At 66.1% G+C, this 15125-nt stretch carries 14 protein-coding genes; 6 read left to right on the forward strand and 8 right to left on the reverse strand.

Annotation, left to right across the window (positions count from 1 at the left end; translation table 11 throughout):
* The first annotated feature begins 70 nt into the window (after positions 1-70).
* Positions 71-244 (forward strand): DUF5786 family protein, encoded by a 174-nt coding sequence (locus tag HACJB3_RS20065; protein WP_008418764.1) that lies wholly within the window; start codon positions 71-73, stop codon positions 242-244.
* Here the strand turns inward: HACJB3_RS20065 and HACJB3_RS01205 are convergent.
* From HACJB3_RS01205 to HACJB3_RS01215, 3 genes are read right to left on the reverse strand one after another with little or no spacing between them, the layout of a single operon-like run.
* The gene (locus HACJB3_RS01205; RefSeq protein ID WP_008418762.1) at positions 241-954 is read right to left on the reverse strand and encodes a DUF7530 family protein; all 714 of its coding nucleotides are present in this window, start codon (positions 952-954) and stop codon (positions 241-243) included. The two genes, HACJB3_RS20065 and HACJB3_RS01205, sit on opposite strands and share 4 nt — an antisense overlap.
* Entirely contained in the window at positions 954-1838 is an 885-nt protein-coding gene (locus HACJB3_RS01210; protein ID WP_008418760.1) for an NAD(P)H-binding protein, read from the reverse strand. Before HACJB3_RS01210 ends, HACJB3_RS01205 begins: the two co-directional genes overlap by 1 nt.
* A 53-nt stretch (positions 1839-1891) precedes the next feature.
* Positions 1892-2743, reverse strand: a complete 852-nt coding sequence (locus tag HACJB3_RS01215; RefSeq protein ID WP_008418758.1) for a YkgJ family cysteine cluster protein — start codon at positions 2741-2743, stop codon at positions 1892-1894.
* A 68-nt stretch (positions 2744-2811) separates the two neighbouring features.
* On the opposite strand from HACJB3_RS01215, the gene HACJB3_RS01220 reads away from it, so the two are divergent.
* The 3 genes from HACJB3_RS01220 (at position 2812) to nasA (ending at position 5973) form a co-directional block, all read left to right on the forward strand.
* Positions 2812-3447 carry a phosphoribosyltransferase gene (locus HACJB3_RS01220; protein ID WP_008418756.1) on the forward strand — a complete coding sequence of 212 codons (636 nt, stop codon included), beginning with the start codon at positions 2812-2814 and terminating at the stop codon, positions 3445-3447.
* Positions 3448-3471: 24 nt separating this feature from the next.
* Positions 3472-3759, forward strand: a complete 288-nt coding sequence (locus HACJB3_RS01225) for a hypothetical protein (protein WP_008418754.1) — start codon at positions 3472-3474, stop codon at positions 3757-3759.
* Between the two features lie 144 nt (positions 3760-3903).
* On the forward strand, positions 3904-5973 hold the full coding sequence (gene nasA / locus HACJB3_RS01230) for an assimilatory nitrate reductase NasA (protein WP_008418752.1): 2070 nt from the start codon (positions 3904-3906) through the stop codon (positions 5971-5973).
* A 328-nt stretch (positions 5974-6301) separates the two neighbouring features.
* Here the strand turns inward: nasA and HACJB3_RS01235 are convergent, their stop codons facing one another.
* A complete protein-coding gene (locus HACJB3_RS01235; protein WP_008418750.1) occupies positions 6302-7624 on the reverse strand; it encodes an MFS transporter in 1323 nt (440 codons plus the stop codon).
* A gap of 504 nt (positions 7625-8128) precedes the next feature.
* Here HACJB3_RS01235 and HACJB3_RS01240 point away from each other — a divergent pair.
* Complete coding sequence (locus tag HACJB3_RS01240; RefSeq protein WP_008418748.1) at positions 8129-9877, forward strand: nitrite/sulfite reductase; 1749 nt, start codon at positions 8129-8131, stop codon at positions 9875-9877.
* Between the two features lie 100 nt (positions 9878-9977).
* Positions 9978-10475: a hypothetical protein gene (locus tag HACJB3_RS01245; RefSeq protein WP_008418747.1), complete on the forward strand. Its 498-nt coding sequence runs from the start codon at positions 9978-9980 to the stop codon at positions 10473-10475.
* A 34-nt stretch (positions 10476-10509) separates the two neighbouring features.
* Here the strand turns inward: HACJB3_RS01245 and HACJB3_RS20965 are convergent, their stop codons facing one another.
* Genes HACJB3_RS20965 through HACJB3_RS01265 form a run of 4 tightly spaced genes read right to left on the reverse strand, consistent with a single transcriptional unit; the run spans position 10510 to position 15009 of the window.
* A complete protein-coding gene (locus HACJB3_RS20965) occupies positions 10510-11883 on the reverse strand; it encodes an ABC transporter ATP-binding protein (protein WP_013199329.1) in 1374 nt (457 codons plus the stop codon).
* A complete protein-coding gene (locus tag HACJB3_RS01255; RefSeq protein WP_008418732.1) occupies positions 11880-13022 on the reverse strand; it encodes an ABC transporter ATP-binding protein in 1143 nt (380 codons plus the stop codon). The genes HACJB3_RS20965 and HACJB3_RS01255 overlap by 4 nt, the downstream gene beginning before the upstream one ends.
* A 2-nt stretch (positions 13023-13024) precedes the next feature.
* Positions 13025-14014: an ABC transporter permease gene (locus HACJB3_RS01260; RefSeq protein WP_008418730.1), complete on the reverse strand. Its 990-nt coding sequence runs from the start codon at positions 14012-14014 to the stop codon at positions 13025-13027.
* Positions 14014-15009, reverse strand: coding sequence for an ABC transporter permease (locus tag HACJB3_RS01265; RefSeq protein WP_008418728.1), 996 nt, complete (start codon positions 15007-15009; stop codon positions 14014-14016). The genes HACJB3_RS01260 and HACJB3_RS01265 overlap by 1 nt, the downstream gene beginning before the upstream one ends.
* Between the last annotated feature and the right edge of the window lie 116 nt (positions 15010-15125).

The following is a 15125-nucleotide window of genomic DNA, read 5'->3' on the forward strand; positions in this document are numbered from 1 at the left end:
CCGACCCGCGACAGTGTGATCGTCCGTTACATTAATACACCGGGATTTCCAAGATTGAGTGTGGTTCGCAATGTCAATGGGTGCCTACGACGACGACGAACACGAGCGCCGAGAGAAGAAGAACGCAACCGTCGATACGGACTTCGACGACGACCGCTCTGAATACCACGGAAAACTCGAGTTCGATTCGGGAGAGTCCGCGGAGGCGCTTTTGGACCAGTTCCGGCGGATCAAATCGAGCTAACGCCGGCTTCTGGCGATCAGATACGACGATCCCGAGAACGTCGTCACCGCGAGGATGTGTCCACCCAGCGCGACGACCAGCGACGGGTGATCGAGGACGAACGGGACGAGGATCACCTGTAGCAGGCCGAAGCCGACGTTGAGGAGGTCCACCTGGCCGAGCGTCGCCCCTGTCTCGCTATCAACTGGATAGCGAAGCGTGCGCCACAGCGAGACGACGCCGATCCACCAGCTCGCGCCGATCCGATAACAGAGGTCCCAGCACACCAACAGCGCGAAGTAGACCAGAACCATCGGTGGCTCGGGCCCGAACAGCTCGTTCAAAAGCGGCGTCGCGGACTGTCGGGGATCGACCACGAGTAGGTAGGTCACGAGCGCGATAAACGCGAGCACGCTGAGGACGACCTCGACGTTCGAGCCAAACAGCAGCTTCCGGTAGGACCCGGAGACCGAAACCGAGCGGACGAGCGCGCCCATCCGGAGCATGACGACGCTGCCGCCCGCGGCGACGATCACGGCGGCGGTCCCCACGAGGGCGGCCGACCACGCGTCGTAGACCGCCGCGAGGGCGAACACGCCGACCTGAAAGAGCGCGAGCTGGAAGGCAACGGCCACCCGGTCCGAGAGATCGATCCCCGGCAGGGCGCTGACGATGCTCTCGTAGGTCCACGTCTCGCCGAACTCCGGTTCCGGCGTCGAACTCCTGGCCATCACTCCTCCCCGAGGGCCCGCGAGACCGCCGTCTCGAAGGGTGTCAGCTCGACGGGAAGGGACTCGCGGATCCGGTCGTCGGTAACGACGACGGGGTTTTTGAGCCCGGCCGCAAGCGCGTGGGCGACGTCCCGGTCGACGTCGGTGACGAGGCTGACCCAGTAGGCCGACAGCGTGGGCGTCAACACGGGCACCGGAAGGATGTAGAGGCGTTTGCCGAGCTTCTCGGCGGTGACCCGCAGCATCGACTCGTAGGTCATCACGTCCGGCCCGCCGATCTCGAAGGTCTCACCGGCCGTCTCGGGCGCCTCGAGCACGCCCACGAGATACGCGATCACGTCGTCGATGGCGATGGGCTGGCAGTCGTTTCGGACCCACCGGGGGGTGATCATCACCGGCAGTCTGCTCGCCAGCTGTTCGATCATCTCGAAACTCGCGCTCTCCCCGCCGATGATCACCGCCGCCCGAAGCGCCGTCAGGTCGTACTCGCCCTCCTCGAGGACGTACTCGACCTCGCGGCGCGAACGCAGGTGTCCCGAGAGTTCGTCCGCCTCCTTGCCCAGCCCCCCGAGGTAGATCACCCGCTCGACACCGGCCTCGCTGGCCGCGTCGCGGACGTTTGCGGCGAGTTTGCGGTCCATCTCCTCGAACTCTCCGCCGGATTTCATCGAGTGGACCAGATAGTAGACGGCGTCGATCCCCTCCAGGGCGGGCGGGATCGTCTCGGGTTCGAGGAGATCGCCCTCGTAGACGTCGACCTCGCGGGGCCCCCGGTAGTCCGCCGCGTCGCGGACGAACACCCGGACCTCGTGGCCCGCCGAAAGCAACGGCTCTACCAGTCGCTCGCCGACGAACCCGGTCGCCCCCGTCACCAGCACGTGCATACCCGAACGTGGGACGGACGCTCCTTATACTGTGGCCCGGCCGGGCCGAGCGCTCACTCCCCCCAGCCCGGCGTCCCCGGCGCGCCCCGTCGTTCCTCTACCCCTCGGGCGAACTCCGGGTTCGGATCCTCGCCCGCCCGGCGCTTCCACTCGGCGGTGGACTCGCCGACCCACGAGGTCGTTTCGAGTACCCGCGTCCGCTCGCGTTCGTAGACCGCCCGGTTGTGGGTCACCGTTCCCGGAGCGCTCGCGCGCGCCCACGCGACGAACTCCGCGCGATCCGCGTCGGTCGCCTCGCCCGTCCGTATGCGCCCGATCATCCCTTCGATTCGATCCGGCTCGGGGTGGACGAACAGCTTCTGGCCCAGCGCCTGGGGACCGAGCATGAGTCCCGAAAGGTCGTCGGGGACCGTCCCGTCGAGCAGGCGCTCGTCGCCGAAGGCGTCCTCGACGCGCTCACACTCGGTTTCTGCCTCCAACGCGAGGTTGTGGCCCGGGTACTCCGCACACTCCTCGGGGTAGGTTTCCGTACTGTGGATCCGACACTGGAGGGTCGTCGGATCGAGAAAGGCACAGGTCGGTAGCCACGTCGGGGGTCGGTCGAACGGCCCGACCGGTTTGGGTGGCTTCCTGAGCCCGACGAAGAAGACGGGTTTGTCGTCGATCGCCGCCAGCGTCGTTCCGTCGATCTCGACGCCCGCCTCGGCCGTCCAGAGGCGCGGGGTCATGGCGTCGCCCAGTCCCGCCTCGAGGAACCCCCGGACGTCATCGCGGGTCAGCGGGACGAGGTTGTAGGCGTCGTCGAGGGGTTTGCGGGGCCCGCGGCGCTCGTGTTCGATCTCGGCCCCGGAGAGCGCGCGCCAGTCGATACAACAGCCCGCACAGCCCGCACAGTCCACCTCCATACTCGACGGACGTGACAGAGAGACAAAAAGACGACCCCATTGAATACCCACCGCGTCCTACGCCCGTTATGAGCGCTCTCCCGTTTGCCGACCGAACCGACGCCGGCGAGCGCCTCGCCGACCTGCTCGAAGACCGTGGCGTGAGTGCCGACCGCGTGCTCGCGATCCCCCGTGGCGGCCTCCCGGTCGGGCGGGCCGTCGCCGACGCACTGTCGATCCCCCTCGACGTGATCGTCGCGCGCAAAGTCGGCGCGCCCGACAACCCCGAGCTCGCGATCGGCGCGGTCGGCGCCGACGGCTCGCTCTGGCGAAACGACGCGCTGATCCACCAGTTGAACGTCCCCGAGGCTTACGTCGAGTCACGGGCCGCCCGCGAGGCCCAGGCCGCCCGCGAGAAGCGCGACCGGTATCGAGGATCGCGCGGCCCGCTCGATCTCGCCGGCGAGGCCGCGTTGATCGTCGACGACGGGATCGCGACCGGCGCGACCGCCGTCGCCTGTATCCGACAGGCCCGCGCGGGCGGCGCGCGACGGGTAGCGCTCGCGGCGCCCGTCGCCCCACCCGAGGTCGTCGCCGATCTCGAGACCGAAGCCGACGACGTCCTCGCGCTCGTGACGCCGGCGGACTTCGGGGCGGTCGGGCGCTTCTATCGCTCGTTCGACCCGGTGGCAGACGAGGTGGCGATGGGCTACCTCGACGGTTAAGCTCCTCTGTCCCCTACTGGAGGTATGCCAGATACGAAACGTGGCCGCGAGCGGAGCGGACGGGGAAAGCGCTACCAGACCCGGATCCGCGACATCGAGCAGGAACTCGCGGCCCTCCGGGAGGGCGAACCGACCCTCTCGGAGACGCCGCTTGTCGCGACCTACACGAGCGAGGACGGGCAGGACCTCGATCGCGTCGAGTGCTACGGGTTCGAGGAGCTGGTCTACGGTGTCGCGCTCTACGACGCGGCGGGCGAGCAGGTCGCCTACGTCCCTCACGACGCCATCGTCGCGATCGAACCCGCCGACTGAGACCACGACCGTTATAGGGCGTTCTAGGACACGCCTACCCATGAAGGAGTACTTTTTTCAGCCGATCGTCCGCTACAGACCGATAGGAACGATGAACGCTCACAAGATAAGAGTAAAATTGGACGATCCGTCCACGATAGACCGATGAGCGAGCCCATCCCGACGACCTGTATGCGGTGTGCGGTCGGCTGTGGACACCTCCAACACGGTGCGGACCGGGGCTACGGGCTGGCGGGAATCAGCGGCGATCCGGCTCACCCGACCAACGGGGGGCTGGCCTGTGGACGCGGCCTGCGAGAGACCGCCGAACCCGACGGTGAGTGGCTCACCCGGCCGCTCGTCAGGAAGGAGGGCGAACTGGTCCCCACGAGCTGGGATACGGCCCTCGGAATCGCCACGGACCGACTCGCCGCGGCCCGGGCGCGCGACCCCGACCGAGTCGCGGTGCTGGGAAGCGGCCAGCAGACCAACGAGGCGGCCTACCTGTTGGGAAAACTCGCCCGCGGGGCGCTCGGCACCCGCAACTACGACGCCAACACCACCCTGTGTATGGCCAGCGCCGTCACCGCCTACTACGACGCCTTCGGCAGCGACGCCCCGCCGCCGACGTACGACGACATCCCCGAGGCCGACGTCCACCTGCTCTGGGGGGCCAACCCTGCCGTGGCCCACCCCGTGCTCTTTCGGTGGCTCAGAAACACTGAGAGCGAACTGATCGTCGTCGACCCCGTCGAAAGCGAGAGCGCGGATCACGCCGACGTCCACGTCGCGCCCGAACCGGGCACCGACCTCGCGCTCGCGCGTGCCGTGTTGGCCCGTCTGATCGAGACCGACCGGATCGACCGGGCGTTCGTCGCCGAGCACACCGAGGGATTCGAGGATCTCGCCGCCGGACTGGCGACGACCCGCGAGGCCGCCGCGAACGCCGGCGTCTCGCTCGATTCGATCGAGACGCTCGCGGCGGCATTCGAGAAGCGAACCCTCGTCTACTGGGGGATGGGCGTCAACCAGAGCACCCAGGGGACCGCGACGACAGGCGCGCTGATCGACTGCTGTCTCGCCTCGGGCAACCTGGGCGAGGGTTCGGGGCCGTTCTCGCTGACGGGGCAGGCCAACTCGATGGGGACGCGGGTCTGCTCCGCGAAGGGGACCTGGCCCGGCCACCGCGACTTTTCCGATCCCGACCATCGCGGGGCCGTCGCCGAGGCGTGGACCGTCCCCGTCGAGCGCCTGCCCGCCGATCCGGGGCCGGGACCCGTCGGGATCGGGCAGGCGATGGCCGACGGGGACGTAGAGGTGTGTTATACGGTCGCGACGAACCCGGTCGCCGGGCTTCCCGACGCGGCGCGTGCCCGCGAGGCCTTCGAGGACACCTTCCTCGTCGCTCAGGACGCCTTCGAGACCGAGACCACCCGGCTGGCCGACGTGGTTCTCCCGGCGGCGACGTGGGGCGAATCGGAGGGGACGACGACCAACATGGAGCGGACGGTCTCGCGGGTGCGTGCCGCGACCGACCTCCCGAGCGGGGTCAGATCCGACCTGGACGTCATCGGCGCGATCGGACGTGAACTCGCCCCCCGGAGCTTCGAGCGCCCGCCGCTCGACCCCGAACGGGTCTTCGAGGAACTCGCCGCGCTCACCCGCGGGACGCCCGCCGACCTCTCGGGGATCAGCTACGCGCGGCTCGAGGCGGAACTCGCGGTCCGCTGGCCCGCGCCCGACGCGACGAGCGACGGCGGCTACCGGTACCGTACCGACGAAGGCTGGCGTTTCGAGACGATCTCGGGCAAGGCTCGCTTCTCGACGGGCACTCGTGGAAAAGTTCCCGAACCCACCGACGAAGAGTACCCGCTGACGCTGACCACGGCCCGAAAGGCCGACGAGTACAACACCGGGGTGCGGACGCGGAACGGGTCGCCCGAACCGCCGGTCGCCCGCCTCCACCCCGACACCCTGCGGGACGCCGCCGAGCGCGTTCGCGACGGGCTCCTCGACGTCCGCTCGCGACGCGGGACGGTCACCGCACGCGTCGAGGCCGACGACCGCATCCCGCTAGGGATGGTCTGGCTGCCGATCCACCACCCGGCGGTCAACGAACTCACACTCCCCGAGACCGATCCACGCTCGGACGAACCGAACTACAAGCAGTGTGCGGTCGGGTTGCTCGCACCCACGGAGTCACCAGAACGCCCGGCCGTCGCCCGCGGCGACTAAAACCCGAGGCCACGGGCGCACGCGCGCATCCGGTCGCTCGACACTCCCGCCGCCCGGGCCGCCTGTTCTAACGTGAGGGTTCCACATCCGTACAGGGTTGCCGCCGATACTTGCGATTTCGTCGCCATACACTCCGTATACTATCCGTGTATGTAAAGTTATCGTGGTACTAAGTCACGGTATCTCCGACGATCCATAGCCGAGAGAAACGACCGTCCAGATCTCACGCCACAGATTCGAATTCGCCCAAAACGGTCTCCGATCGCGTTCTGTCGATCGCCGCGGCGCGCTCACGGGGCCAGCCACGACGGGCATCGTCATCCGCCTTTCAGTCGTCGCCGCTGACGGTCGAAGTGGCGCCTGTATCCGGCTTTTCGACGAACCAGCCACCCGTGGTCGCCCGCTCGGCGACGTGGGGTTGGAACACCCACGCACACAGCGCCAGAATGGGAAGCATCGTCGCGGCGACGACGACGTATCCCAGGTGGAGGTTCGGCAGAAACGCCGCCGAGAACACGAGCGGGTAGATCGAGCCGCCCGAGGAGCCGATCCCGCCGACGATTCCGGTGACGGTGCCCGAACTGTTGGGGAACATCGCGGGGACCTGTGCGAAGATCGCCCCCTCGGCGAAGGCACAGCCCAGTCCGACGAGGAAGCCGGCCGCCACGGCGGCGTAGATGTTGCCCGTCAGGCCGGCCCCGGTCATCCCGACCATCGCCACCGTGACGAACACCAGCGTCGAGAAGGTCCACTGCTCGCGGTAGCGCCCCGCGAACCACGGCAGGAGTTCGATCTCCCTGCGCGCGACGACGTCGCTGACGTAGCCGCCGATCGGCCGCAACAGTCCCGCCGCGACCGAGAACGTCGCCGCGAACGTCGCCGCGATCACGATGTCGCTCTGACCGAACGCCTCGCGGTAGTAGGTGCCCAGCCAGCCGTTCATCGCGAGTTCGAGCCCGAAGGTCATGACGTAGGCGGCCGCGAGGACCACCGCCCCGTAGCGCGTCGCGATGTAGAGCCACTGGTCTACGCTGGTGCCCTCCCTGGTCGCCTGTCGCTTGGCCTCGCTTTTGGCCGCGTCGCCGACGAGGTAGTAGACGATCCCGACGCCGATCGCCAACACCCCGGTGTAGAAGAACGCGGCCCGCCAGTTCGTCGAGAACAGCGGTCCGGCGTAGTTCTCGCCGAAGACCCGCGGGAGCGTGAAGTACGCGCCAAGCCCCGCCCCGGCGTTGCCGATCCCGGCAAAGATTCCCTCTGCGGTGCCGAGGTTCTCCTCCTCGAACCACTCGGCGACGTGCTGGATGCCGATGACGAAGGTGATCCCCGCCAGCGATGCGACGATCCGCGAGGCGGTAAACACCTCGTAGGTCTGGGCGAACGCGCTGACGATCGAGAACGTCCCAACGAGCACCATCGTACAGCCGGCCGTCACGGGCGCGCCGAATCGGTCGGTGAGCGGCCCGATGACGATCCGTCCCAGCGGCACAGCGATGACCGCCGCACTCGAAACGATCCCGAGTTGGGCCACCGAGAGGCCGAACTCCGCCGCGATCCCGCCGGTAAAGGGGGCAAAGGAGAACCAGATCACGAACCCGAGGTTGAACATGACCGTCGCGAGGAGCAGATTCTTCCACTTCCCGTCGATCACTCCGGGTCACCCCCCGAACCGCCGATAGCAGTCGAATTTTGTTTACGATCATCCATACATTCGCGTATTTCCACTGTACACATGGTAAATCTCGACCGAATCTGCCCGAGTCTCCGTAATAACCTCTTCGGTGATAGTGTTAATAAACGGGGGATCACACGAGACGGAACCCGGTGATGGGGGATGTCTCGTAGGACGTATAAGGTCGGACGTGGCGGAATACGACAGCGCTTTCCGATATATCTCACTAATGCATCGAGAAATAGAAATTACTGGTATTATCGAGCTGAAAGTCTTTGATTCAGAGAATCTTTCCGGATAGTACCTTATACGTGCTAATCCACGTACGTGGGATGGGGGACCTCATAGAGGTCTAGCGAAGTGACTGGATTGTCTAGTGGATAGCGTTATTAGTCCGATCCAAACAGTATTCGACGTGAGAGTCCTTCAAGGTGGTCTACATGGTCAAACTATCGGACATTCATCCAACTGAGGTGGGCGGTCGTGGCGCCTGAGATCGAACAGTGGAAAGACGACTGTTACGGCGAGGAGCTGCGCGGGAAGATCCTCGAGTTCGCGGCGGGCGGCTGGGAGACGATCCCCGAGGGGGAACGCAAGAAGTGGTTCTCGCTGTTCAAACACTGGGGGGTCTTCCACCAGCGCGACGGCCAGGAGAGCTACTTCATGCTGCGCCTGCAGAACGCCGGCGGCGTGTTGCGCCCCGGCCAGTTGCGCGCGATCGGCGAGGTCGCCCGCGACTACGCGACCGGCCCCGCCGAGAACCCCGAGTTCGGCAACGGCTTTCTCGACCTGACGACCCGCCAGTCGGTCCAGCTGCACTGGATCAAGCTCGAGGACGTCCCCGCGATCTGGGAGAAACTCGAATCGGTTGGCGTCTCCTCCCGATCGTCGGGGGGCGACTCGATGCGCAACATGGCCGGCTGCCCGGTCGCCGGGCTCGACGCCGAGGAATTCATCGACTCGCGGGACCTGCTCGAACGGCTGAATACCGACCTGCGCGAGGACGATACTCTCGCAAACCTCCCTCGGAAGTTCAACGTCTCGGTGACGGGCTGTCGGGAGGGCTGTGCCCAGGACTCGATCAACGACATCGGGCTCGAACCCGCCGAGAAAGGCAGAACGAAAGGCTACAACGTCCGGGTCGGCGGCGGTCTCGGAGGGAGACAGCCCCGGGAAGCCCGCTCGCTCGACGTGTTCGTCACGCCCGAGGAGGCCTACGACGTGGTGCGAGGTTTCGTCGAACTGTATCAGGAACGCGGCCAGCGCGAGAACCGCCAGAAGTCCCGCTCGCGCTTTTTCGTCGACGACTGGGGCGTCGAGGAGATCCGTGCGACCCTCCAAGCGGAGTACGTCGAGTTCGCGCTCCGGACCGCGGGCGCGGACCTCCGCGAGGAGTACACCTATAACGCCGGGACCTGTCGCGGCGGCGACCACGTCGGCGTCCACGAGCAGAAAAACGGCGAGTACTACGTGGGTCTGAGCGTCCCGGTCGGTCGCCTGCGCGCGAAGGAGGCCATCGCGATCGCGAACTGCGCGAGCGAGTACGGAAGCGGGGAGGTACGCCTGAGCCGCCGGCAGAATCCCCTGATCATGGACGTTCCCGAGGCCGATCTCGACCCGTTGCTCTCCGAACCGGTACTGGAGACCCACACGCCCGAGCCCCACCCGTTCCAGCGCGGGTCGATCGCCTGTACGGGCACCGAGTTCTGCCCGCTGGCGCTGACCGAGACGAAAGCCCGTTTGGCGCGAACGATCCGCTGGCTGCGCGAGAACTGCGACCTCCCTGACGACGTCGAGGACATTCATATTCACTACTCGGGCTGTACGGCCGACTGTGGGCAGGCGCTCACCGCCGACATCGGTCTGCAGGGCATGCGCGCACGCAAGAACGGCGAGATGGTCGAGGCGCTGGATATCGGCGTCGGCGGCGGAATCGGGGAAAACCCCTCGTTCATCGAGTGGATCCACCAGCGCGTCCCCGCCGACGAGGCACCGATGGTGATCAAGAAACTCGTCGAGGCCTACGGCGCCCACCGCTCTCCGGGCCAGTCCTTTCGCGAGTGGGTCGAAAACACAGGCGTCGAGAGCCTCGTCGAACTCGCCGAACCCGAGGAGAGTTCCTACGAGGACCCGTGGATGGACGACGCGAAGGGGTCGTGGTACCCCTTTGCGGAAGGCGAGAGCCCCGCCCCGACGGCCGCCGACGGCACCCCGATCTCCGCTGACGACTGACCGCCTGCCGGATCGACACCGGCAAGGTCCTCCCCGCCCAACGCGCCCCATGAGCGACGCATCGTCGACCACCCCTTTTTCGCCCGAGCGCTGATCGAGCGTGCCACAGCCACGCCACCGCTCCGGGGACGACAGACTGGGTTTCGAGGAGACGACCAACTACCTCACGAGCGCGCTCTCGAAGTTCGTCCCGAACTGGCTGGCCAGGCGCGCGGTGAGCGTCTCCGTCGAGACCCCGAGAGACCGGTATCGACGGGGCGAACCCGTCGAGATCGTCGTCGAGTTCCGCAATCGCCTCCCGCTGCCGATCACGGTTCCCACCGTCGAGCGGCGGCTCTGGGAGTGGCGCGTCGACGGCGTACTGGAGGCGACCGAGGAACCCCGGTACGTGGATCGCTCGCCCAACACCTTCGCGTTTCGCGGCGGCGAGAGAAAGCGGGTCGTCCAGCACTGGAACGGCCACTTCCGGCGTGCGGAGGGAATCGACGGCCTGCACGCCTCCAAACCCGCCACGCCGGGCGAACACACCATCAGCGTCTCGCTGACGACGACCGACGGCGACGGCCCCGGGGACGCGACGACGATTACCGTCGAGTAGCGATCGTCCCGACTCTCGCGAGAGTCGAGACGACTCAGTCGTCCGAGACGGCTGCCTCGGACTCCGATCCGGGCTCGACCCCGGACGCGTTCGCTCCCGGTTCGACGGGCTCGCCGGTCTCCGGATCTAACCGGACGCCGTCCTCGCGGTGGCGGTGGCAGGCCGCGTAGTGAGTGCCGGTGCCGTACTCCGGGCTGATCTCGTAGGCGGGGACCTCCCGCGCGCAGACGCTCTTCTCGGCGAATTCCGCGACCAGCAACTGCGCGGCCCCGTCCCACTCCTCGCGTTCTATGTGGTCGAGTGCCGTCTCGATTATCTCGCCCGGTTCGCCGGCGGGTACTCCCTCGAAGAAACGCCGGCGGAGCTTTTCGGGGTCGTCCGTCTCCGTCGTGCGGCGGTCGACCGCGCGCATGAACGCCCGGGTTTCTTCCCACTCCCGGTCCGCGAGGTCGTACTCGTCGGGCGCGATGAGTTCGGGACAGCGCGTGCGAAAGCGACAGCCCGAGGGCGGGTCGATCGGGCTCGGCACGTCGCCCTCGAGCACGCCGCGTTCGCCCCTCGCACGCGGATCCGGCACCGGGATCGATTCGAGCAGCGCCCGCGTGTAGGGGTGTTGGGGGTTCTCGTAGAGTTCCTCCTTGTCCGAGAGTTCGACCAGCTGCCCGAGATACATCACCGCGACGCGATCGGATATGTGACGAATTACAGAAAGGTCGTGGGCGATAAAGAGGTAGGTCAGATCGAACTCCTCCTGGAGTTCGCGCATCGTGTTCAAGACCTGCGCCTGGATGGAGACGTCGAGCGCGCTCACCGGCTCGTCACAGACGATGAAATCCGGGTTGACCGACAACGCACGCGCGAGGTTGACCCGCTGGCGCTGGCCCCCCGAAAAGGCGTGGGGATAGCGGTTGTAGTGTTGAGGGTCGAGCCCGACCTTTGCCAGTAGTTCCTTCGCGCGGGCCTCGCGACCCTCGTCGTCGAGCATGTCGTGGGCTTCCATTGGCTCTTCGACGACCTGGCCGACCTTCATCCGCGGATCGAGCGAGGACTGGGGGTCCTGGAAGATGAGTTGCATCTCGCGGCGTTTCTTCCGGAGCGTCTCGCCGCCCATCGCGGTCAGCTCCTCGCCCTTGAAGTAGACGGTGCCGTCCGTGGGTTTGATGAGCTGGAGGATGTTGCGCGCGAGGGTGGACTTCCCACAGCCCGACTCACCGACCAGCCCTAGCGTCTCGCCTTTCTTGATGTCGAAGGAGACGTTCTCGACGGCTCGGACCCGTTCGGGCTCGTGGATCACCGGCGGGAAGGCACCCTCGGGATTACGCTTGAACCCGCCGAACAGCCCCTCGTCGTTCGAGAAGTGTTTCGTCAGCCCTTCGACGCGCACCAGCGGCTCCTCGGCGTCGTTCATCGGCTCCCCTCCCCCGTGAGACCGACTTCGAACCCGCCGGTCGCCTCGTTTTCGAGCGGTTCGCTCCCTTCGTAGCCCACGTCGAAGGCGTCGTGTTTCACGCAGGCCGCGCGGTGGACGCGCCCGCGCTCGCCGTCCTCGCCGACGGTCCGGAGGTCGGGATGGACACGCCGGCAGACCTCGCGGGCCTCCGGACATCGCGGGTGGAACCGACAGCCCGACGGCGGATTGATCGCCTCGGGCATCACCCCACGGATGGGGTTTAACTCCCCGGTCGTCTCGTCGGGTCGGGGCATCGAGGCCAGAAGTGCCTCGGTGTAGGGATGGGCGGTGTCGTAAAACAGCTCGTCGACGTCGGCCTGCTCGATGATCTCGCCCAGGTACATCACGTTGACCCGGTCACAGATCTCGGCGACGACGCCCATGTCGTGGGTCACCCAGACGAAGGCGGTGTCGTATTTTGCCTGGAGTTCCTCGACCAGATCGAGGATCTGGCCCTCGACGGTGACGTCGAGCGCGGTCGTCGGCTCGTCGGCGATGATTAGGCTGGGTTCACAGGCCAGCGCCATCGCGATCAGCACGCGCTGGCGCATCCCGCCCGAGAACTGGTGGGGGTACTGCTCGTAGCGCTTCTCGGGTTCGGGGATACCGACCTCCCGGAGCATCTCGACCGCTTCGGCTTTGGCCGCCTCGTCCGAGAGCTCGCGGTTGAGCTCGATGAACTCCCGGATCTGCGAGCCGACGGTGAAGACCGGGTTGAGACTCTCCATGGGGTCCTGGAAGATGATTGCGATCTCGCGACCGCGAACCTGCGTTCGCATCTCCTCCTCGGAGAGCATCCCCTCGCGGGGAACGAGTTCGGGGGGCTCGCCGGACTCGCTGTCGTCGGTTTCCTCGTAGCCGATGAGGGTCTCGCCCTTGAACGTCACCTCGCCGTCGACGATGACGCCGGGGCTGTCGACCAGCCGCATGATGCTCATGGCGGCGACGCTCTTTCCGGCACCCGATTCTCCGACCAGTCCGACGAGCTCGCCCTCGTACACCTCGAAGGAGATGCCGTCGACGGCCCGGACGGTTCCGTCCTCGGTGAAGAACTGGGTCTTCAGGTTCTCTACTTTCAGTAGTGGTTCCTCGCTCATTGTCAGTTGTTGATCCGCGGGTCGAGTGCGTCTTGCAGCCCGTCACCGAGGAGGTTGAACGCGACCACGGTGACGAGGATGGCGATGCCCGGCCAGATGCTGAAGGTCGGCGCCGGCAACATGTAGTTTCGCGAGGCCGCCAGCATCTGACCCCACGACGGGGTCGGTGGCTGTGCGCCGAAACCCAGGAACGACAGCCCGGCGACGATGAGGATGCTCACCCCGACCTGCAGGGTGGCCTGGACCAACACCGGCGCGAAGCTATTGGGGATAATGTGGCGAATGATGATGTTCCTGTCTTTTACCCCGGCGGCCTTGGCCGCCTCGATGTATTCTTCCTCGCGGATCGAAACGACCCGCGAGCGGATCAGCCGGTTGAACACCGGGATCGAGGCGATCCCGACCCCGATCATCGCGTACGTGATGTCTCGGCCGAACGCCGACATGAACGCGATGACCAATACGAGAAACGGGATGGCGTAGATGGTGTCGGTGATCCGCTGGAGGACGTCGTCGACCCAGCCCCCGTAGTAGCCCGAGACCGCACCGACGAGGGTGCCTCCGACCAGCCCGATCGCCGTCGCCATGAACCCGACGGTCATCGCGATCCGGGTCCCGTAGATCAGCCGCGTGAAGATGTCACGACCGCGGTGGTCGGTTCCAAGCGGGTACTCCCAGGTGCCAGCGCCGAGCCCGTTTTCCATCCCGACCGGCGGCAACAGCGTGTTGATCACCTCGGGATCACGCTCGGGGTGATGGAAGAACGGGACCGACTTCGCGATCGCGTAATCGAGCAGGTAGTAATCGACGCTGACGACGGCCGCGACGGCCGTGATGAACGCGATGATGTAAAAGCCCATCCGGGCCGTCGAGTCGCGTTTGACCTGTTTGAGCGTATACGACAGGCCGACGCGGGCTTCGACCTCGTCGACGCCGCCCTCGGAGGGTTCCTCTGTGAACTCCTCTTCGCTCTGCGTTTCGTGTACTGCCATTATTTCTCACCGTAGGTGACCCGCGGGTCGATGTACGCATACGAGATGTCCGTGATGATGACGCCGACGAGATACAGCGCCCCGAGCATGAACGTCGTGCCCATCACCAGCGGGTAGTCCTGGTTGTTGATCGCCTGGATGACCAGCCGGCCCATCCCGTTGATCTCGAAGACGGTCTCGATCAGCACCGCCCCGCCAAGGGCCGTGCTCAGTCCGAGCCCGACGATAGTGATCACCGGGAGCTGTGCGGGCTTGAACGCGTGTTTCCAGACCACGCCGCGCTCGTCGACGCCGTAGGCGCGCGCGAGTTTGACGTACTCGTTTTGCAGCGAGTCGACCATCGAGGAGCGCTCGATGCGGGTGATCGAGGCCATCTGCAGCGTTCCGAGCGCGACCATCGGCATTACAAGTCGCTTGAGCGACTCGACGACGACATCGAGCTGAGTCACCGCCCCCCGGACGTTCGCGGGGTCGGCCCACGGGAGGAACAGCCCCGTCGCGGGCAACAGTCCCAGCTGGAACGAAAACAGGATGATCAACAGCAGCCCGATCCAAAAGGAGGGCGTCGAGACGCCGATCAGCGCGACGATCCGCGAGACGTGATCGACCGGCTCGTTGCGCCGCTTTGCGGAGATCACGCCCAGCGGGATCGCCGTCAGCAGCGCGAACCCGAACGCCGAGAAGACCAGATACGCCGTCACCGGCAGGCGCTCGATGATCTTCGTCAACACGGGCACGTCGTAGTAGATGCTGTGGCCCAGATCGCCCTGTGCGACGCCCGCTAAGTAGCTGAAGTACCGTTCGTGGAGCGGTTGATTCAGTCCGTAACGGGCCTGTACCTGTTCGACCATCTCCGCGCTCGGGGTCGGCCCGAGCATGATGCTCACCGGATCGCCCGGGATCGCATTGGTGAGAAAGAAGGTGATCGTCACGATTCCGATGAGCACGGGGATCGCCTGCAGGCACCGCCACGCCGTGTATCGAAGGAGTCCCATGAAGTTGTTCTGTTGATATTTTTATGATCGTTCGCTCGCTATGAGTTCGATTCAACCCAGCCACGGTTATAACCGCGTCGATCCGAAAACGAATGTCTCCGAATTGTGACCGTTCG

The sequence above is a fragment of the Halalkalicoccus jeotgali B3 genome (assembly GCF_000196895.1).
Lineage (GTDB): Archaea > Halobacteriota > Halobacteria > Halobacteriales > Halalkalicoccaceae > Halalkalicoccus > Halalkalicoccus jeotgali.